The sequence below is a fragment of the Bradyrhizobium oligotrophicum genome, from assembly GCF_051168495.1.
In the GTDB taxonomy this organism is placed as follows: Bacteria; Pseudomonadota; Alphaproteobacteria; order Rhizobiales; family Xanthobacteraceae; genus Bradyrhizobium; species Bradyrhizobium oligotrophicum_A.
Window position 1 is genome coordinate 24,126 of sequence record NZ_JBNPVB010000028.1, and the last position, 19,954, is coordinate 44,079.

At 66.8% G+C, this 19,954-nt stretch carries 19 protein-coding genes; 9 read left to right on the forward strand and 10 right to left on the reverse strand.

All coding sequences use genetic code 11. The annotated features are described in order from the left end of the window. The first annotated feature begins 98 nt into the window (after positions 1-98). Entirely contained in the window at positions 99-272 is a 174-nt protein-coding gene (locus ACQR1B_RS33210; RefSeq protein ID WP_284420760.1) for a DUF1328 domain-containing protein, read from the forward strand. Positions 273-359: 87 nt separating this feature from the next. On the opposite strand, the gene ACQR1B_RS33215 is transcribed toward ACQR1B_RS33210, so the two are convergent. The 4 genes from ACQR1B_RS33215 to ACQR1B_RS33230 are packed head-to-tail and all read right to left on the reverse strand — an operon-like array spanning position 360 to position 3,470. Further along, the gene (locus ACQR1B_RS33215; protein WP_434836922.1) at positions 360-1,004 is read right to left on the reverse strand and encodes a hypothetical protein; all 645 of its coding nucleotides are present in this window, start codon (positions 1,002-1,004) and stop codon (positions 360-362) included. Further along, positions 1,001-1,771, reverse strand: coding sequence for an OmpA family protein (locus ACQR1B_RS33220; protein WP_434836923.1), 771 nt, complete (start codon positions 1,769-1,771; stop codon positions 1,001-1,003). The genes ACQR1B_RS33215 and ACQR1B_RS33220 overlap by 4 nt, the downstream gene beginning before the upstream one ends. Positions 1,772-1,820: 49 nt before the next feature. Beyond that, complete coding sequence (locus ACQR1B_RS33225) at positions 1,821-2,582, reverse strand: MBL fold metallo-hydrolase (protein WP_434836924.1); 762 nt, start codon at positions 2,580-2,582, stop codon at positions 1,821-1,823. 60 nt (positions 2,583-2,642) lie between these two features. Then, the gene (locus tag ACQR1B_RS33230; RefSeq protein WP_434836925.1) at positions 2,643-3,470 is read right to left on the reverse strand and encodes a roadblock/LC7 domain-containing protein; all 828 of its coding nucleotides are present in this window, start codon (positions 3,468-3,470) and stop codon (positions 2,643-2,645) included. 284 nt (positions 3,471-3,754) lie between these two features. Here ACQR1B_RS33230 and ACQR1B_RS33235 point away from each other — a divergent pair, with 284 nt between their 5' ends. Further along, positions 3,755-5,236: an amidase gene (locus ACQR1B_RS33235; protein WP_434836973.1), complete on the forward strand. Its 1,482-nt coding sequence runs from the start codon at positions 3,755-3,757 to the stop codon at positions 5,234-5,236. Positions 5,237-5,241: 5 nt separating this feature from the next. Here the strand turns inward: ACQR1B_RS33235 and ACQR1B_RS33240 are convergent, their stop codons facing one another. Next, entirely contained in the window at positions 5,242-6,081 is an 840-nt protein-coding gene (locus ACQR1B_RS33240; RefSeq protein ID WP_434836926.1) for a class I SAM-dependent methyltransferase, read from the reverse strand. Between the two features lie 157 nt (positions 6,082-6,238). Here ACQR1B_RS33240 and ACQR1B_RS33245 point away from each other — a divergent pair, with 157 nt between their 5' ends. Beyond that, positions 6,239-7,777: a helix-turn-helix domain-containing protein gene (locus tag ACQR1B_RS33245; RefSeq protein ID WP_434836927.1), complete on the forward strand. Its 1,539-nt coding sequence runs from the start codon at positions 6,239-6,241 to the stop codon at positions 7,775-7,777. Positions 7,778-7,792: 15 nt separating this feature from the next. Here the strand turns inward: ACQR1B_RS33245 and ACQR1B_RS33250 are convergent, their stop codons facing one another. After that, a complete protein-coding gene (locus tag ACQR1B_RS33250) occupies positions 7,793-8,299 on the reverse strand; it encodes a thioesterase family protein (RefSeq protein ID WP_434836928.1) in 507 nt (168 codons plus the stop codon). 72 nt (positions 8,300-8,371) lie between these two features. Here ACQR1B_RS33250 and ACQR1B_RS33255 point away from each other — a divergent pair, with 72 nt between their 5' ends. Continuing rightward, the gene (locus ACQR1B_RS33255; protein ID WP_434836929.1) at positions 8,372-9,793 is read left to right on the forward strand and encodes an FAD-binding oxidoreductase; all 1,422 of its coding nucleotides are present in this window, start codon (positions 8,372-8,374) and stop codon (positions 9,791-9,793) included. Between the two features lie 142 nt (positions 9,794-9,935). On the opposite strand, the gene ACQR1B_RS33260 is transcribed toward ACQR1B_RS33255, so the two are convergent. The 4 genes from ACQR1B_RS33260 to ACQR1B_RS33275 form a co-directional block, all read right to left on the reverse strand. Continuing rightward, positions 9,936-10,202, reverse strand: a complete 267-nt coding sequence (locus tag ACQR1B_RS33260; RefSeq protein ID WP_434836930.1) for a GCG_CRPN prefix-to-repeats domain-containing protein — start codon at positions 10,200-10,202, stop codon at positions 9,936-9,938. A 279-nt stretch (positions 10,203-10,481) separates the two neighbouring features. Continuing rightward, positions 10,482-10,712 (reverse strand): hypothetical protein, encoded by a 231-nt coding sequence (locus ACQR1B_RS33265; RefSeq protein WP_434836931.1) that lies wholly within the window; start codon positions 10,710-10,712, stop codon positions 10,482-10,484. A gap of 182 nt (positions 10,713-10,894) precedes the next feature. Beyond that, entirely contained in the window at positions 10,895-12,598 is a 1,704-nt protein-coding gene (locus tag ACQR1B_RS33270; RefSeq protein ID WP_434836932.1) for a SulP family inorganic anion transporter, read from the reverse strand. 41 nt (positions 12,599-12,639) lie between these two features. Continuing rightward, positions 12,640-13,557, reverse strand: a complete 918-nt coding sequence (locus ACQR1B_RS33275; RefSeq protein ID WP_434836933.1) for a LysR substrate-binding domain-containing protein — start codon at positions 13,555-13,557, stop codon at positions 12,640-12,642. Between the two features lie 353 nt (positions 13,558-13,910). Between ACQR1B_RS33275 and ACQR1B_RS33280 the strand changes: the two genes are divergently transcribed. The 5 genes from ACQR1B_RS33280 (at position 13,911) to ACQR1B_RS33300 (ending at position 19,917) form a co-directional block, all read left to right on the forward strand. Then, complete coding sequence (locus ACQR1B_RS33280) at positions 13,911-14,609, forward strand: outer membrane protein (protein WP_434836934.1); 699 nt, start codon at positions 13,911-13,913, stop codon at positions 14,607-14,609. A 221-nt stretch (positions 14,610-14,830) separates the two neighbouring features. Next, positions 14,831-15,265 carry a DoxX family protein gene (locus tag ACQR1B_RS33285; protein WP_434836935.1) on the forward strand — a complete coding sequence of 145 codons (435 nt, stop codon included), beginning with the start codon at positions 14,831-14,833 and terminating at the stop codon, positions 15,263-15,265. A gap of 214 nt (positions 15,266-15,479) precedes the next feature. Then, on the forward strand, positions 15,480-16,292 hold the full coding sequence (locus tag ACQR1B_RS33290) for a DODA-type extradiol aromatic ring-opening family dioxygenase (protein WP_434836936.1): 813 nt from the start codon (positions 15,480-15,482) through the stop codon (positions 16,290-16,292). Between the two features lie 1,022 nt (positions 16,293-17,314). Next, on the forward strand, positions 17,315-18,613 hold the full coding sequence (locus ACQR1B_RS33295; protein WP_434836937.1) for an MFS transporter: 1,299 nt from the start codon (positions 17,315-17,317) through the stop codon (positions 18,611-18,613). Positions 18,614-18,684: 71 nt separating this feature from the next. Then, complete coding sequence (locus ACQR1B_RS33300) at positions 18,685-19,917, forward strand: cytochrome P450 (protein ID WP_434836938.1); 1,233 nt, start codon at positions 18,685-18,687, stop codon at positions 19,915-19,917. Positions 19,918-19,954 lie beyond the last annotated feature (37 nt).

Consider the following 19,954-nt stretch of genomic DNA (forward strand, 5'->3'; position numbering starts at 1 on the left):
GCGAACGGCCGGAACCTTTGTTCCCGGCCCCGATTGTCCTGGCAACGGCGCAAGATCAGCGTCGCATTGAACCGCAATCGAGAGACAGAGGTCGTGTCATGTTGAGCTGGGTCGTCACCTTCCTGGTCATCGCATTGATCGCCGGCATCCTCGGCTTCGGCGGCGTCGCCGGTGCCTCCATCGAGATCGCCAAGATCATCTTCTTCATCGCCATCGTGCTGTTCCTGGTGTCGGCCGTCGTGGGCCTCGCCCGCGGCCGCACCCGCGTGTAGTCGGCCTCATCCCCTGACAATGAGGACGGCGAAGGGCGCAGGACCTCTCATGAGGTTCTGCGCTCTTTGCGTTTTGCAGCGGCCTGATCAGGCCGGCGCCGTCAGCGCCACCTGAACCTTGGCGAGCGCGGGATCGAGCGCCACCGAGGCGAGCCGGGCATCGCTGGAAAGCGCGGTGAGCGTCAGCGTCTGATCCTGCACCCGGAAAATGCGGCACAGCGTCGTCGCTTCCGACGAGTCGCGCAGCATGACCGACAGTGGCGCGATGTGGTTCTCGTCGGCGATCTTCTCCGCCACCAGCGCGAGCCGCGTCGCCGCTGCAGCAAGCCGCTCGGTGTGATGGGCGGTCGTATTGGCGGCGAGCGGCAGACCTTCCTCGTTGGTCAGGAGCACGGTCTCGAAGCGGCCGACCTCGGCGATCCTGTCGAGCAGCGGCACCAGTTCGCGCCGTCGCCCGGGGCTGCTCGCCAGTTGCGCGAGGTCGAGCGAGATGCGCTCGCGTTCGACCAGCGGTGCCAGCACGTCCTGGATGGCGTTGCGCAGGCTCGTCTCCCGCTCGGACGCGTCGTGACTGCCGTGCTCCTGCAATTGGTCGAGGCTGGCGGCCTGCATCTGCACCTGCCGCCGCAACAGGTCGCGCGCCTGCGCGCCCTGCCGGGCGCCGAACAGATAGCCTGCCGTCAGCAGGAGGATGGCGGCGCCGAGGCCGCTCACGATGGCATAGATCGTCATGGTCGCTTCGTCGCTGTGAGTTGATTGCAATCGTCGACGCCGGCGATGCGCAGCAGCGCGCTGCGTTCGCCAGCGGCGGCGTCCGCGTTGCCGCGCGCCTCGCCGGATCCCGCGGCGCGTACCGACATCCGGTCGGTCGCGATCCCTTCCTGCTTGAGCAGCGCCGCGACGGCCTTGGCGCGCGAATAGCTGAGCAGCACGTTCAACTCCTCGCCGCCGGTGGCATCGGTGTGGCCCTCGATGATGATGGTCGCGCCGCGATGTTGCGCCAGCCAGCGCTGAAGAACGGCGAGCGAGCGCTTGATGTCGGCAGGATTAGGCCGCGCACTGCCACGCTCGAACAGGATGCTCAAAGGGCCGAAGCAGGCGGGTGCCGGATCGCCGCGCTCGGCAGCGCGCGCGGTGGAAGTCGCCGCTTGTGCCACTGGAGGCAGGACCGCAGCGCTCGGCGGAGCGGGCGGCTCCGCAGCGACGGCGGCTATTACAGGCCTGGGGGCGGCCATCGTCGGGGCCGGCTCCGGCGACGGCGCCTCCGGTCGCCGGGGCGCGGCGTCGGCCGTGCTCGCCTCCCGTGCGGGCTCGGGCGGGGCTGCGGCGAAGGCGACCGGCGCTTGGGCCTGCGGTGGACGCGCGACGCTCTGCTGCCAGAGCGCTGCGGACATCATGGCGATCAGCGTCCCGGCAATCGCGAACGCCGCTGCGAGCCAGGCGGGCGCTTCCTCGCCGGCGACGATGCAGGAATCGATCCGAAGTCCGGCCGGCGGCATTGCCGATCGCCGCGGCGATGAGTTGAAACCGGGGGAGGGCGCGAGCATGTCAGGCCGTGGGGACCTTGTACATCGGCGTGATCAGATCGATGCCGCATTCGAGGCCGGCGCACCAGTCTATGAACTGGCGCGACATTGCCGCATCCGGAAACAAGGCGCCGTGCTGCGGGGCGATGATCTCGATGTCGAGCGGCCGCACCATCTGCGCCCAGGCCTTCATGACGCGGTTCGACACCATGTAGCGCCGGTGAAAGCCTTCCATGAAGCGCGTATGTGCCTTGAAGTCGCGCACCACCGTGTAGTCGATGCCGATCGAGGCGCCGAGGTCGCCGCTGTAGAGGATCTTCGAAATCGGATCGTAGAGCTGGAAATTGCCTTCGCTGTGCAGGAAGTGCGCCGGCAGCGCGTAGAGCTGGCTGCCGGCGAGATCGAACACCATGCCCTGGTCCGGAATCGGCTTCAGCCGGTCGGCGACGATGTGGTCGAAGCCGAAATGCGGCACGAAGCGGGTCCACAGCTCCGAGATGTAGGCGTCGGCATCGGTGGTCATCAGCCAGCCGTTGATGGCCGCGACGATGTCGGGGTCCTGATGCGACAGGAACAAATATTTCAGCCGGCCGCCCGCGAGCTCGCTGAACGTCTCGCCCAGCACCTTGGAATAGACCTTGTGCCCGCCGGGATCGAGCAGCATGCCGACGCGGTCATGGATGATCAGGTGCTGGTTCGCCTGCACCGCGAGGTCGCCGGCGCCGAAATCCTCCAGCAGGATGTTCTTGTGAACGCCGTCGTCATAGAGGACGGTATTGGCCATGAAAATACTCCCGCCGGCGCTGCGCGATCGAAGCGCGTTCGGCTCATTGCTAGGACGCCGCTACAGAACCTTCTGCAGCGACCGGACCGCCTCGCGCATGTCGAAGAATGTGAGTCCGAGCTTGCTGTTCTCATTGGTGAGCGCGAGGAGCAGCGCGCCGCGGCCGGCGCTGACCAGCACGGCGTAACCGGACTCGCCGCGGATGATGACTTCCTGCAGATGACTCCGGCCGAGCTCCGTCGCAGCGCGGCCGCCGAGCGACAGCAGCGTCGCGGTCATGCCCGCCACCCGCGTCTCCTCCATGTCGGCCGACAGCACGCTTGCAATCATCAGCCCGTCTTCCGAGATCAAGGCGCACGCTTCGACGCCAAAGGAGTCGCTTTGCAGCTTGCGCAGAACACGGTTGATTTCATCGAGTCGTGACATCGGCTTTTCCTCGACGGCGCGGGGCGAAAACTTGGACTGGAACGGACTCTGGGCCATGGCATCATCATCTTCGGTTGTTGAAACGGAACGATCGGAAATGGCGGCAAAAAGGGCCGAGAACGGAATGGGCGGGTTTTCCTGTGCCGGCGCCATGGGATCTTCGGCGGCGTCCGGCTGCGTGGTGAGAGCCCGAGTCTCGATCGTCTCGACCGCATCTTCCAGGGCGCGCTGTTCAGCCCTCAGGCGCGATCGCGAGACGGGAGGATCCATCCCCTCGAGCTGGGTCACCAGGGCATGGCGTGCCGATTTGTAGACCTCAGCGCGACTTTCGGCGCTCGGATCTGATAGCCCTTCCATCGCGCGCGACAGCAGAATGAAGTAGTCGGCTGTGGTCGCGGCCACGATGGACGTCTCCTCACGGGAGGCTTGCGGTATCTTGAGCAGGCTCGCGAGTCGTCCCATCGTTGTACTCACTACTCGATGCACACAACGACGAGCAGCGTAGTGGGTGGTCCATGCGCGTAAGAATGATCTGAATCAAATTGGCGCGAATCCTGACGCAGAAAGTCGCTCAATTCGCCGAATGAGCTGACGGCGGTCATATTGTGGCCGGACCGGCCGTCGTGACGCCGCAATGCCGCCGAATTTGCTGCGAGTTTGCCATCTTTCGCGCAAGAATCGGCTACGATGAGAACGCGCTTGGTTCGTGTGTCATGTGAGGACGAGACGTGAACGCCTTCGAATATATGCAGCGCGATACCGTTGCGCTCGCGGAAGCGATTGCTCGTGGCGAAACGACCGCTGCCGAGCTCCTGCAGCTTGCGTTGAAACAGAGCGAGCGTACTCAGCCCACGACAAATGCAATGAGTACGTTGATGGAGCGCGAGGCCCGCGCACAGCTGGCACGGCTGGGAGCCGGCCCCTTCACCGGGGTACCGTTTCTCATCAAGGACTGCGCGCAGGACTATGCCGGTCTGCCGACAGCCTATGGCAGCAAGGCATTGGCGGGCAACGTCGCGGCCGAACATGCCCATGTCGTCCGACGATATCTCGAGGCGGGCCTCGTTATCTTCGGCAAGACCAACCTGCCGGAGCTCGCGCTCAAGGGCGTCTCGGACTCGCGTGCCTTCGGCCGCGTCAGCAATCCCTGGAATGCGGCGCATACGCCGGGCGGCTCCAGCGGCGGCGCCGCGGCGGCGGTGGCCGCCGGCGTCGTGCCGATGGCCGCCGGCAATGATGGCGGCGGCTCGATCCGCATTCCCGCCGCCTGCTGCGGCCTGTTCGGGCTGAAGCCGTCGCGCGGGCTGGTATCGTCGGGGCCGGGCTTCGGCGAATATTGGTTCGGTGCCTCCTGCGAGGGCGTGATCTCGCGCAGCGTGCGCGATACCGCGCTGGCGCTCGATATCATCGCGGGCGCCGAGCCCGGTGATCCGTTCCTTGTCGACGAGCCGGGCGTGGTGTTCGCCAATGCGGTGAAGCGCGATCCGCCGCGCCTGCGCATCGGTGTCACGACGGCCTCGCCGATCGGCACCGAGGTGCACGCCGAGGCGAAGCTGGCGGTCGAGAACGCGGTGAAGCTGCTGCAGGGGCTCGGTCACGAGGTCGAGGAGGCGGCGCCCGACATCGACGGCGCCGCGCTCGCGACCTCGTTCCTGCACATCTATTTCGGCCAGGTCGCAGCCCTCGTGACCGAGGCGCGCGCCAAGGGCGCGAAGCGCGAGGAGTTCGAACTCCTGACCCGGGTGCTGGCGACGCTGGGCGGGGCGATCTCGGCCGGTGCGCTGACGACGCAGCTCCTGAAATGGAACGGCTTTGCCCGCGCGCTGGCACGCTTCCATGCCCGCTACGACCTGCTGCTGACGCCGACGCTCGCGCACCCGCCGATTCGGCATGGTCAGGGCGATCCGACCACGGCCGAACAGACGCTGCTCGACATGCTCGACCGCGCTGGCCTGCTCGGACTGCTGGCGCGCTGGGGGCTGCTCGACGGCATGATCGAGAAGATCGCCCGCGACAGCCTGCAATACGTCCCGTTCACGCAAGCGGCCAATCTCACCGGCACGCCGGCGATGAGCGTGCCGCTGCATTGGACCGCCGACGGCCTGCCGCTCGGCGTCCAGTTTGTTGGCCGCCTCGGCGACGAGGCCCGGCTGTTGCAGCTCGCCCGCCAGCTCGAACAGGCGCAGCCCTGGTTCGACCGCCTGCCCGAGTGGGTGACGCAGAGCTGATCGTCTCAGCGTTTGGTGACGACCACCTCGAGATAGTCCGACGGCACCACCATCGTGCCGTCCTCGGCGCGATTGAGCGCCCCGATCAGCGCCAGCATGTCGCGTTCGAGCTCGGCCTGCCGGCCGCCATCGAGCGCAGCGAAGGCCTTGAGCACGGGGCCATAGTAGGTCTTGAACACGTCGACGAAATGCTCCGGTGAGCGGTAACGCATCGTGAAATGACGCCGATCGCAGCGGATGTCGGCGGCATCGGCGAACATCTCGCGGATGCGTGCTTCGGTGCCCCACAGGGCCGGTGATTTGGCGCCGGCCGGAGGCGGCAGATATTTGCCGAGGGTCTTGAACAGCTGGCCGATGAAGCCGTCAGGCGTCCAATTGGCCAGCCCGATCTTGCCGCCGCTGCGACACACCCGCGCGAGTTCGGCGGCGGCGCGCTCCTGTTGGGGCGTGAACATCACGCCGAACGTCGAGACCACGACGTCGAACGTGCCATCACCGAACGGGAGCGCCTCCGCGTCGGCCTCCTTGAACTGAACGGAGAGGCCATCGGCGGTGGCACGTTGGCGGCCACGGTCGAGCAAAGCGGGCACGTAGTCGGTCGAGACGACGTCGCACCAGCGCCGCGCCGCAGCCAGCGTGACGTTGCCATTGCCGGCGGCGACATCGAGCACCTTCTGGCCGGCGCGGATGTCGAGCGCCTCGCAGAGGCCCTCGCCGACGATCTGCAGCGTGGTGCCGACGATGGCGTAGTCGCCGGCCGACCACGCGCCATGCTGGCGTGCCTTCAGCGCGGCGAAATCCGGTTCTGCGGTCACGCCGGTCTGAATTGCAGGTGATGCGGTCATGATGGTCTCCTCCGGAGAATGCGGCACAGATGCGCGTACGGTGCGCGAGACGTACCCGGCAGGCCGCGGGCCGCGCTATCCAGATCGCGACACGGCCATCCGTATCGTGAACTTTTCCGGCGTCGCCGGTGACCCATTGGCAATTGGACATCGTCGCATGATGGACAGAGATCTCGTTCCCCAGGCTGCGCGGCAGCCCTTGCCGCGCAGCGTGCGCCGCGCGCTCGAGGCAATGCATGACGACCTCGGACGGCGCTGGACGCTGGGCGATCTGGCGAAGCTGGCCGGCGTCTCCGGGCGGACCTTGCAGCGCCATTTCCTCAGGTCGATCGGCAGATCGCCGCAAGCGGTGCTGCAGGAGATCGGCTACGCGCGCGCCCGCGTCGAGCTGCTGCAAGGCCGCAGCGGCGAGAGGGTGATGGACGTCGCGCTGCGCTGCGGCTTCCCGCATTACGGCCGCTTCGCCGCGGGCTACCGTCGCTATCACGGCGAGACGCCGTCGGAGACGTTGAAACGGCAGGCGGTGTTGATGGCGCAGCTCGCGGCATCCCGCACCACCATTGCGCCCGTGCGTGATCGGCCGACCGTCGCCTTCGCGACGATTGCGGCCGATCCAAGCGCGCGCGAACTGGCAGACGACCTCGCGGCCGAGCTCACGCTGGCGCTGACCCGTGCGGGCCTGGCGGTGACGACCCGACCGGACGCGGCGCGCTACCGCATGAACGGGTCGCTTCGCGGTCGCGACGGCGCGTCACGGCTGCTGCTGCAATTGATCGACGACGACAGCGGCGCGCTGATATGGGCGCATCGCGGCGAGGTCATGCTGCACGGGGAGGCCGAAAGTCATGAACGGCTGGCCGCCCGGGTGGCGGCGTCGCTGCTCCCCAGCCTGCGCCGCGCCGAGATCGATCGGGCGTTGCGCAAGCCGGATGAGCATTTGACCGCGCAGGATCTCGCGCTGCGCGCCATGCCCGGCGTGCTGTCGCTCGACGCCGACGGCAACCGCCGCGCGCTCGAGCTGCTGCATCAGGCGATCGCCAGCGATCCCGATCACGCTCTGGCCACCGCGCTTGCCGCCTGGGCCTACGGCCAGCGCGTGGTCTATCATTTCGGCACCGCACCCGGCCCGGACCGTCAGCTTGGCCGCGCCCTGGCGCTGCGCGTGCCGACCGAGCTTGCGGATGCGACCGTGCTCTGCGTGCTCGGCAATGCGCTGACCTTGCTGGATGAGCTCGCCGAGGCCGAGCAGGTGGTGGGCCGGGCGCTCGCGCTGGATGGCGGCGCCGCCTGGGCCTGGAGTCGCAGCGGCTGGCTCGATGTCTATCGTGGTGATGCCGCGTCGGCGATCGAGCGCTTTCGGATTGCGCTGGACCTCGCGCCGCAGGACCCGCTCGCCTTCAATGCCTTCGTCGGAATCGGCTGCGCGCATTTCGCCGCCGGGACCTACGCGGAGGCAGCGCGCTGGCAGCAGCGCGGCCTGCGCCAGCACCCCTCATCGCTGTGGGTGCACCGGACCATGTGCCCGTCGCATGTGCTGGCGGGCGAGCGGTCCGAGGCCCTGCGCAGCCTGCGGGAGTTGCGCGCCGGCTATCCGGACCTGACCCTGGCCGAGGTCCAGCGCGGCATGCCGCCGCTGCCGGATACCTATTCGACCCGGGTGTTCGAAGGCTTGTCCGACGCCGGGCTGCCGGCGTAGCAGCGGCCGATCACGTCATCTCTTCGGCATGCCGATGGCGCGGCCGAGCCCGTCGGGACGCGGCAGCGCCGCATGGGCCTGCAGCACGCGGCTGATGTTGGCCTGGATGTCCGGTGGGAACGGCGCGACCTTGCGCCTGGTCATGTCGATGTGCACCGACATGTTCTCGGAGGTGGCGGAGACCCAGCCTTCTTCCGCATGGCGCAGCTCCTCGAAGGTGTGCAGCCGCTTCTCATCGGCGGCGATCAGCCAGACCGCGACCCGGACGGGATCGCCGAGATGAATCTCGCGCAAATAGCGCACGTGGCATTCGGCGGTGAAGGTCGAGCCCTGGCGCTCCTGCATATAGGCCGGCCCGATGCCGAGTTCGGCCCAGATCTGGTCGATCGCGCGGTCGAACATCACGTTGTAATAGGCCATGTTGAGATGGCCGTTATAGTCGATCCATTGCGGCTCGATCTGCATGACCTGTGACAGGAACGGCCCGTTCGCGGCCGGCGTGGGCACTGCATTATCGCTCATCGGCTCTTCCGTTTGCTCCCTTGACCCCTGTGGCGTCCTTTGCCACGGTCCGCCCAACTCGCGGAGGACAAAGTGGCGACGACGATCCCCCATCATGACCTGAAGCGGCCTGCGCCGGAGGCGCTGAAAAGCGCGCTCGACGCGCTCGCGGCCCGCTTCGGCAACAAGCTCATCACCTCGCAGGCCGTGCGCGAGCAGCATGGCCATACCACGACCTGGCTGCCGACGCAGCCGCCGGATGGTGTGGTACTGGCGCAGGAGACTGCCGACATCCAGGACGTCGTTCGCATCTGCGCTGCCCACGGCGTGCCGATCATTCCGTTCGGCACCGGTACCTCGCTGGAGGGCCAGGTCAATGCGCCGGCGGGCGGCATCTGCATCGACATGCGCGACATGAACAAGGTGCTGGAGGTGCATGCCGAGGACCTCGACTGCGTGATCCAGCCCGGCGTCACCCGCAAGGCGCTGAACGAATATCTGCGCGACCAGGGCCTGTTCTTCCCGATCGATCCCGGCGCCGACGCGTCCCTCGGCGGCATGGCCTCGACGCGCGCCTCCGGCACCAACGCGGTGCGCTACGGCACCATCCGCGAGAACGTGCTGGCGCTGAAGGTCGTGCGCGGCGATGGCGAGATCATCAAGACCGGCACCCGCGCCAAGAAATCTGCCGCCGGCTACGACCTGACGCATCTGTTCATCGGCGCCGAGGGCACGCTCGGCATCATCTGCGAGATGACCATCCGCCTGCGCGGCATCCCCGAGACCATCGCGGCGGCGTCATGCTCGTTCGAGACCGTGCGCGGCGCCTGCCAGGCGACGATCCTCGCGATCCAGACCGGCATTCCCGTCGCGCGCATCGAGCTGCTCAACGCAGCGCAAGTGAAGGCGTGCAACGCCTATTCGAAGCTGACGCTGCCGGAGACGCCGCTGCTGCTCCTGGAGTTTCACGGCAGCGAGGCCGACGTCGCCGAACAGTCGAAGAACTTCGCCGAGATCGCGGCCGAATGCGGCGGCGGCGACTTCGCCTGGACCACCAAGCCCGAGGACCGCACCAAGCTGTGGCAGGCGCGGCACGACGCCTACTGGTCCGTCAAGGCGATCCGGCCCGGCGTCGGCGTGGTCGCGACCGACGTCTGCGTGCCGATCTCGCGTCTCGCCGATTGCGTGACCGAGACCGAGGAGGATCTCGTGCGTCTGCGCCTGACCTCGCCGATCGTCGGCCATGTCGGCGACGGCAATTTCCACTGCTCGCTGATGTGCGACGTCGACGATGCCGACGAGATGGCGCGCGGCGAGGAGTTCATGCATCGCTTGGTCGAGCGCGCCCAGGCCATGGGCGGCACCTGCACCGGCGAGCACGGCATCGGCCAGGGCAAGCAGAAGTACCTCAAGTCGGAACTCGGCCAGGAGGCGCTGGACGCGATGCGCGCGGTGAAGGCCGCGCTCGATCCGCAGAACATCTTCAACCCCGGCAAGATCATCCCGGCGAACTGATCGGTTTTGTTGGTTCCGTGCTGTCGCCGCGCAGCGGTCTCGTCGTGATAGCTCGGCTCGCACACGAGAGATGGCCAAGCCCCAAACAGAAAGCGCCGCCGCGTTTGGCACGCGGCGGCGCTTCTGTCGTCAGATGGATGGATCAGCGGCAGACGCGGCGCGGTCCCCACGGTGTCGGTCGCACCCAGCAGGTGCGCGGGCCGTAGCCGCCATAACCATAATAGGGGCGCGGTGCCGGGCGGCAGCGACCCCAACGGTCGGGGAACCAGCCGGGACCGCAGCCACCGGCGACGCGCTCGACGTTGCTGTCCGGAGCGGCGGGCTGGGCCGGCAGCGTGAAGGCCTGGGCGGCCGATGCACCGACCATGACGGTCGCGGCGAGCAGGGCGGAGGTGAACAGATTGCGCATGCAGTGCGGTCCTCTCGTTGATTTCGAATCAGTCCAGTCGTTAGACGTCGTCGGACGTGGTTTGGTTTCGCAGTTTTTTCGACGTCGCGAAACCTCTCCCCATTACCATAGGGCATCAGCGGCGGAGCAGATCGTGCCGTGCAGGGTTGCCGATGCCGTGACGCATCGCTGCCGCCGCTCACGAGAGCCTATTCACCATCGTCCTTCGCTGACAGTATATTTGCTGCATTGAACATGAATGCAGGCTGAAGTCCTGCCTGCATTGGACCGGAGGCGGCATCATTTGCCGGCCTGCTGCGCCTTCGCGTCCTTCAGCGCCGTCCTGCAGCCGTCCGAGAGCTTGTCGAACTTCTCGATCATGCACTGCTTGATGCGGCCGCCGCCGGGCATGATTCCGGAACAGAGGGTGCGGACCTCGCTGCCGCAGGCCTGGCGCACCGCGCCGGTGTCCTGCGCGTGCGCGCTCGCGATCGAGACAACGGTGAACAGCAATGGGAGCAGCTTGCGCATCGACGATGATCCTTATCCGGTGCCGCGGCCGACGGGCCTGGCGTCATGAAGGTTCGCCTTGTCGTCGCCGAAGTTTGCCGGGATATGTCGCGCAAGGCAGCGCTCCGTAACGATTTGTATCACGCGTCCGCATGCGAAGAGCCACGTGAAGCCGCGGCCGCGGGCGGCAGCCCCCGGCAGGCTCACGCGCGCGTCTTCAGTCGATCGCCCTGCAGCTTTTGCAGTGCGAGATCGACGCTGTGGAACACGCGGTCCCGCGGCAGCAGGTCGTAGAGGCCGAAGCGTTCGAAGGCCTGCTGCGCCCGCAGCGATTCCAGCCGCGCCACGGCGAAGATCGTCCCGGTGTCGTTGCAGGTGCGGATGACGTCGCGCAGCGCCTGCGCGGCGGTGAAGTCGACCTCGACGATCGCGCTCGCCTCGAACACGACGAGCCGGGGCTTGCGGCTCCGCAGCATGTGCTCGAGGTCGGCGCGGAACGTCGCGGCGTTGAGGAAGCTGAGCGGCGCCTGGAAGCCGACCACGGCGACGTCGGACAGTTTTTCGCCCTTGATCTGCGGATGCGCCGGCCACCAGATGGTCGTGTCCGGCACGCGCTCGAAGGCGATGAGATGGGCCCGTGTCGTGCTCCAGATGCCGTGCAGCAGGGAGAGCGAAATGCCGAGCGCCACGCCCTGCTCGATCGGCAGAGCGACGATCGCCGCCGCCGTCGCCAGGATCAGCAGGAACTCGCCCTTGGACTGCCGATAGACGCTGGCGATCTGCCCCGCGCGGATGATGCGCGTCGCGACGAACAGCAGCACGCCGCCGAGCGCGGCCTCCGGCACGTGCGCCAGCAGCCGGCCGCCGAACAGCAGGAGCAGCAGCACGATCACCGCCGCGAGCAGGCCTGAGAGTTGCGAGCGGCCGCCGGTCTCGACCACGATGCCGGTGCGCGGCGGGCTCGCATTGACCGGGAATGCGCCGAACAGTCCGGCCAGCACGCTGCCGGCGCCGGCGCCGAGAAAGTCGCGATCGACATCGGCCGGACGATCGGGATCGGACGGGAACGAGCGCGTCGTGGCCGAGGTCTGCATCATCACGATGACGGCGATCAGGAACGCGAGCGGCACCAGCTTCGCCCACTGCTCCGGCCCGATCAGCGGCACCGACGGCATCGGAACGGCGCCGGAAATGCTGCCGATCACCGGCACGCCCCGCGTCTCCAATCCGGCCGCGAGCACGAACAGGGTCGCGGCGCCGAGCGCAATCAGCGCACCGGGAATGCGGGCGCTGATCTTCTCGCAGATCATGACGGTCGCGAGCACGCCGACGCCGATGACGAGCGTGTTGCCATTGGTTCTGCCGAGCTCTCCCGCCAGGGCCACGATCCGCGCCAGCGTCGGCCCGCTCGGTGCGGGCAGACCGAGCACGCCGGGCAATTGCGAGACGATGATGTGTACGGCGATGCCGGCCAGGAAGCCGACCGTGACCGGCACCGACAGCAAATTGGCGATGCCGCCCAGCTTGAAGCCGCCGGCCAGCACCAGCATCACCCCGACCAAGAGCGCCAGCGCCGCAGCCATGTTGCCATACTCCGGCGTGCCGCTGGCGGCGAACAGCGCCAGCCCGCCGGCAAAGATCGGCGTGATGGTGGAATCGGCGCCGCACGACAGGAAACGGTTGGCGCCGAACAGCGCGAAGCCGAGGGAGCCCGCGATGAAGGCGAAGAACCCGGTCTCCGGCGTGAAGCCGCCGAGCTTTGACGTGGCCATCTGCTCGGGAATGGCGATGGCGGCGAGTGTCAGCCCGGCGGCGAGATCGGCTGGCAGGGCGCTCAGCCGCAAGTCCTGCAGCGAGCGAAACATCGGCCAGTGATGGTCATGGTCGTCGCGTGGTTCATCTGTCATGCCGATGTCTCCGGGTCCACGACATGCGCCGGGTCGTCTGCTCACGCAAGGTCGCGATCCCAGGGTGGCTCCGGCGCAAAGGCGTCGCCAAGAAAATCGATGAAGGCGCGCACCTTGGCCGACGGCCTGCGGTCCGGCAGGTAGACGGCATGAACCGCCAGCAGGTCCGACGGCGGAACGTCGAGCGTCACCGGCACCAGCCGTCCGGCGCGGACCTCGTCGCCGACGATGAAGGTCGGCTGGTAGATCATCCCTTGTCCGGCCAACGCCGCGGCGAGCAGCGCATCGCCATTGTTGGCGCGCAGGTTGCCGCTCACGGTCACGTCGACCGCCGCCTTGCCGCCCATCCGCCAGCGCGATGGTCCCGCGGCCGCGAGCGTGTAGCCGAGACAGTTATGGCCGGCGAGATCGGCCGTGCTGCGCGGCGTGCCCTTGGCGGCGAGATAGGACGGCGCGGCGCAAATCATCATCCGGCACGGCGCCAGCCGCCGCGCCACCAAGGTCGAGTCCTTGAGCGTGCCGATTCGGATCGCCAGATCCCAGCCTTCCTCGATCAGGTCGACCAGCCGGTCGTTGAGGCCGAGTTCGACACTGACCCCGGGATGGAGCGCGGCGAACCGGGCCAGCAGCGGTGCGATCTGGCGGGTGCCGAAGGCGAGCGGAACGTTGAGCCGCAGCAGCCCGCGCGGCTCGACGCGATCGGCCGCGATCGCGCTCTCGGCCGCCTCGAAATCGCCGAGCACGCGCTCGGCGATTTCGAGGTAGCGGCGGCCGGCCTCGGTGATCGTCAGCCGGCGCGTGGTCCGATGGAAGAGCCGGGTGCCGAGCCGCGTCTCGAGCGCTGCCAGATGTTTCGTGACCATGGTCGGCGACATGCCGAGCGCACGTGCGGCCGCCGACAGGCTGCCAGAACTGGCGATCCGCGACATCACTTCCAGTCCAGTCAGACGGTCCAGCATTCAGCCTCACTCGCGGGGTGTGAGGTATCTCGCTAGCAGACTCGCGAGAGACAGGAAATCGTCACTCTGACGGACCTGAGGGCAGGCGCGGGCTCCGTCATAAAGATGGTCGAATCAATCACGCCGCCTTCGGGTCATCGCACTGCGTGTGAAAAGATGTCGCAACAAATTCGGGTTCTCGCCGGTATCAGTTGCCGCGTCACAGTGCGGTCCCGAACAATGCCGCATTTGATCACGTCCTCACCCAAAGCGGGTCAACTTGGTGCCCGACTTCGTTTTCAGTTTCCGCCCGCTCGAGCGCCTCTGGGGGACGTGCTCGCTTCCAGATGTACTGAGTTTGTGAGGATGAGTTGATGAAAGCAGTATACAATCTCGTTGTTGCCGCCTGTGGGGTCCTGCTTGCCGGCACGGCCGCGCAGGCAGGAGATTTCAGGGGCCAGCGGCCCGTAGCAGTCTACGATGCACCGTACTACAATTGGACCGGCTTCTACGCAGGCGCGTTTGCCGGTGGTGCGCACGGGCTGTGGACCGTCGACTTCTATCGCAACAACAATCACGGTCATGCCGAGGAGGGCGCTGATGGCGTGGCCTTCGGCCTCTATGGCGGCTACAACTATCAGTTCGCCAATCGCTTCGTGGTCGGCGCCGAGGTCGATCTCGGCAAGTCGACCGCGTCGCAGAGCAACGACATCTTCGACAACGATTCGTCCTACGCCAAGTACGGCATGTTCGGCTCGGTGCGCGCGCGCGTCGGCTATGCGTTCGACCGCCTGCTGGTCTTCGGCACGCTCGGTGTCGGTATTGCCAACTTGACCAACAATATCCAGAAGGGCCGCAATGCCGGCGAGCAGGTGGTCTGGGAGGATCAAGTGAAGGCCGGCCTCACGACCGGTGTCGGTGTGGAATACGCCTTCACCAACAATTGGGTCGGACGTGGTGAATATGTCTACACCGATTACGGCAACGTGACGCTGTTCAATCGCGACGGCAACCGTGCCGACTTCAAGAACGAACTCCACCTGCTCCGCGTTGGCGCGAGCTACCGGTTCTGATGAGCAGCGCCGGCATGTGTCACCGGGTTTCCGGAAGCATGCCGGCGTCTTGCATCGGCGGACGCACGTGCGCGGCATTCGCGTTGCGCAGGTGCACGGGCGGGTACGTCGATTCCGAACCACAATTTCACCCTATGGGTGTGAGCTATCTTTCCTGGTGGCCGGATTATCGTCTCCCAGGGAATGATCTATGTCTCGGCGCTATCCATTGGGAGCCCGAGATGATCGATTCGCGCACTGCACCCTACGCCGCCCTGCTGCTTCGCCTCACCCTCGGCGGCCTATTCCTGGCCCATGCCGGCCTCAAGCTGTTCGTGTTCAGCCCGGCCGGCACCGCAAAGTTCTTCGGCAGCATCGGCCTGCCGCCCGAACTCGCCTATCTCGTCATCACGGCCGAGATCCTCGCCGGCATCGCGCTGATCCTCGGCATCTACACCCGCTGGGTCGCGCTCGCGGCAGTGCCGATCCTGCTCGGCGCCATCTTCACCGTGCATGGCTCCGCCGGCTTCTTCTTCAGCAATCCGAAGGGCGGCTGGGAGTATCCGGCGTTCTGGGCGGTGACCCTGGTGATCCAGGCCCTGCTCGGCGACGGCGCCTACGCCCTCGGCGGCCTCCGCACCAGCCTTGCCGGCGCCCAGCTCCGCAGCGCGCATTGACGTCCTTGTGAGCTGGGCCGACTGTCGCCACACCCTCAGTGTCATCCCCGCGAACGCGGGGATCCATAACCACAGGCAGGACTGAGTTGAGCACGTGGTCGACGCTCGGCCTGCCTCAAACCTCGATCACGCGGTATGGGTCCCGGCTCAAGGCCGGGACGACAGTTGTGGTTGGCGCGCGACCTGAGATACCAATCGAACGAGGAGAGATGACATGACCCTGCCCAGCATCTTCCTGTCGCACGGCTCGCCGATGCTGCCGCTCACGGCCTCGGCGGCGCATGACTTCCTCGTCGGTCTCGGCCACAGCCTGCCGCGGCCGAAGGCCATCCTCGTGATCTCGGCGCATTGGGAGACCGACATTCCCGCCGTGAATGCGGTCGCTGCCAACGAGACGATCTACGACTTCTTCGGCTTTCCGCGCGAGCTCTATCAGCTCCGCTATCCCGCACCGGGCGCGCCCGATCTCGCGCTGGCCGTGGCCGCGCGGCTGCAGGCGGCGGGCCTTCCCGTCGGCGTCGACCGCGAGCGCGGCCTGGATCACGGCGCCTGGGTGCCGCTGCTGCTGATGTATCCGCAAGCCGACATTCCCGTGCTGCAGCTCTCGATCCAGACCGAGCAGGGACCCGCGCATCACCTCGCGCTCGGCCGCGCGATGGCGCCGTTGCGCGACGAGGGCGTGCTGATCATCGGCAGCGGCAGCTTCACGCATAATCTCGGCGAGTTCCGCAAGCGGAGGCTCGACATCGACGATCCCGCGCCGTCCTGGGTGGTCGACTTCGCCGACTGGGTGCATAGGGCCGCGATCGAAGGCCGCGTCGACGATCTCGTCGATTACCGCCGTCTCGCCCCGCATGCCCGCGACAACCATCCGACCGACGAGCACTTCCTGCCGCTGTTCGCAGCGCTCGGCGCCGCCGGCGAGGGCGCCCGCGTCGAGCGTCTGCACAACAGCGCCAATTATGGCGTGCTTCGCATGGACGTGTACGCGTTCCATGGCGCCGATGCGGCGAAGGCTGCGGCGTGAAGCCGATGAACTAATCCGTTCGGCGGCGGTGATCTAGCTCCGTTGCTTCCTTGAGCAATCGGATCTGACTGATTGGTCTTTAGCCTCTCCGTTCACTCCGTCATGGCCGGGCCTGTCCCGGCCATCCACGCAGCCCGGCATTCTCGGAAGGACGTGGATGCCCGGGACAAGCCCGGGCATGACGAGCAACTCATCAGCAGGCGTGGGCGTCGCTGTCGCCCGTCCTCACCATATGCGATGGGTTTGTTGTTAGCCCGTCGGGTTACTATGTCGCAGCTGATTTCGCTTGTGTCGTCGGGCAAATCACCGCGATCTTCTCCCGCATCCCGTCTCACTTCGGAGGGGCGTTGCGCGCGATCGTCACGACACGCGAGGCGGGGAGCGGTGGCCGCGAGGGGTCGCAGCATGTCCTTCGGATGTGCGGACGAACGATGCTCTCGTGGACGTGAAGTTGCAGGGTTCTGATACCTCGACGCTGGTATCACCGCGCAGCGCGTGAAACGCGTTGTCGCGCATGGCGGCCAACAAGCCGAGCGCCAGGAAGCCTGCATATAAGCGTGAAGACCATCGCGCAGGGAGGGCCGGGCGATCTCGGCTGAACCTGTGGTACCTGCCGCCTGCATTTTTTTGAGCAGGCGGGCCACGGGCGCGGCCAGCGCCCGGCCTTCCCTGCGCCCTTCTGTTTGATGAGGGCGAATGATGAGCACAGCTCGGACGCCAATGGCGCCGCGAGGAGCGTGCAGTCATGATCGACAAGGCGCGCCACGCATTCGGTGTCGTCCCGGCCTTGAGCCGGGACCCATAACCACCGGCGGTCGTGGGACGCGCAACTGGCAGCTACGTTCCTCGCGAAATCACGCGGTATGGGTCCCGGCTTTCGCCGGGACGACGCCGGAGAGAGCATGCGGTGCACCGCACACATGACCTCGGAGGTAACTGACATCACCGTGTCCTGCGCAGAAACTGCTTGACCCGTTCGCGCGCAGATGATGCGAAGGATGCACCGGGGAGTGAGAACAACAATGCGCCTGCCGTTCTATTATGGCTGGATCATCGTCGCCGTGACCTTCGTGACGATGGCGATCGGCGTCAATGCGCGCACCGCGTTCTCGCTTTTCTATCCGCCGATCATCGCCGAATTCGGCTGGGACCGCGGCGTCACCGCCGGCGCCTTCTCGTTCGGCTTCGTCGTCTCCGGCATCGTCAGTCCGCTGATCGGACGGCTGATGGACCGCAGCGGCCCGCGGGCGGTGATGGAGATCGGCGTCGCGCTGATGGCCGGCGGCCTGCTGCTGGCGCCGCAGACGACGCAGCCCTGGCACCTCTACGTCACGATCGGCGTGATGGTCGGCGCCGGCAGCGTCTGTCTCGGCTATTCCGGGCAGTCGCTGTTCCTGCCGAACTGGTTCATCCGCCGCCGCGGCCTTGCCATCGGCATCGCGTTCGCCGGCGTCGGCATCGGCTCGATGACGCTGCTGCCCTGGGTGCAGCACATGATCGCGCAGACCAACTGGCGCACCGCCTGTACCGCCATGGGCATCGTCGTGCTGGTCGTGCTCGCGCCGATCAATCTGCTGCTGCGCAGGAAGCCCGAGGACCTCGGTCTACGGCCCGATGGTGACGCCGCGCCGCTCGCGACGGCAGCCAAGCCCGTTTCCAACGTCGTCGATGCCGCCTGGGCCGGCATCGACTGGACACTGGCGCGCGCGCTGCGCACGAGCCGGTTCTGGTGGCTCGCGCTCGGCTATTTCTTCGGCCTCTATGTCTGGTACGCAGTGCAGGTGCACCAGACCAAGTACCTGCTCGAGATCGGCTTCAGCTCCAACGTCGCGGTGTGGGCGCTCGGCGCCGTCAGCCTGCTCGGCATTCCCGGACAGATCGCGCTCGGCCATCTGTCGGACCGGCTCGGCCGCGAGGCGGTGTGGGGCCTCGGTTGCCTCGGCTTCGCGATCTGCTTCGCGGCGCTGATCGCGCTGAAGGCCACACCGTCGCTGCTGCTGATCTATGTGATGGTCGCGACGCAAGGCGCGCTCGGCTACGGCATCACCTCGGTGATGGGCGCGGTGGTGCTCGAAATCTTCCAGGGCGCGCAGTTCGGCAGCATCTTCGGAACGCTGATGATGATCGGGCTGTGCGGCGGTGCCGCGGGCCCATGGGTGACCGGCGTGCTGTATGATTACACCCTGAGCTACACGCCCGGCTTCCTCATCGCCTTCGCCGGCGCTTTCATCTCGGCCGCCGCGATCTGGATCGCCGCGCCGCGGCGGGTCCGCGTCGTGGCCGGCCAGTTGCACAGATTGAAGACGGCCGCTGCGGCATGATGTGTAATCCGGCCGGCTTGCCAGAGGGCCGCGGACGTGACTGAATTGGCGGATAACGGGAGAGGAACCCCATGAACGAGCATGTCCAGGCCGCCAAGGCCGCGCCGCTGTTCAATCCGCTGTCGCCGGAGTTCATCCGCGATCCCTATCCCTTCTATCGGAAGTTGCGCGACGACGATCCGATGCACGTCACGCCGTTCGGCTCGTTCCTCGCCAGCCGCCATGCGGAATCCAGCCTCGTGCTGCGCGACAAGCGGTTCGGCAAGGATTTCGTCGACCGCTCGATCCGCCGCTACGGGCCGGACATCATGAAGGAGCCGGTGTTCCAGAGCATGAGCCGTTGGATGCTGCAGCAGGATCCGCCGGATCACACGCGGCTGCGCGGCCTGGTCGTGAAGGCGTTCACGGCGCGGCGGGTCGAGGACATGCGGCCGCGTATTCAGGAGATCGTCGACCGTACGCTCGACGAGGTGATCCCCCGTGGCCGCATGGACCTGATCGAGGATTTTGCGTTCAAGCTGCCCGTCACCGTGATCTGCGACATGCTCGGCATTCCCGAGGAGCATCGCGAGGCGTTCTACAAGAGCTCGCGCGAGGGCGGCCGGCTGCTCGAGCCGGTGCCGCTGTCCAAGGCCGAGATCGCCGAGGGCAATGCCGGCAATGCGGTGTCCAGGGCCTATTTCCAGCATCTGTTCGAGCTGCGCCGCAAACATCCCGGCGACGACCTGACGACGCAGTTGCTGCAGGCGGAAGAGGACGGCGCCAAGCTCAGCCATGACGAGCTCACCGCCAACATCATCCTGCTGTTCGGAGCGGGGCACGAGACCACCGTCAACCTGATCGGCAACGGCCTCTTGGCGCTGCACCGCAATCCGGACCAGCTTGCGCTGTTGAAAGCGCGGCCCGAGCTGATCACCAATGCGATCGAGGAGTTCCTGCGCTACGATTCCTCCGTCCAGCTGACGGGCAGGGTCGCGCTCGAGGACATCGAGGATCTCGGCGGCCGCCGGATTCCAAAGGGCGAGACCGTGCTGTGCCTGCTGGGCTCGGCCAACCGCGATCCGGCGGTCTATCCCGACGATCCGGAAAAGCTCGATATCACCAGGCCGAACGTGAAGCCGCTGTCGTTCGGCGGCGGCATCCACCATTGCCTGGGCGCGCAGCTCGCCCGGATCGAGGCCGAAATCGCGATCGGAACCCTGCTGCGGCGCCTGCCGGAATTGAAGCTGGATGATGCGGACAACCCGGAATGGCGGCCGACCTTCGTGCTGCGCGGCCTCAAGCGGCTGCCGGCCAGTTGGTAACCATCTTCGTTAACGGAGTTGTGCAACGCCCTCGGAA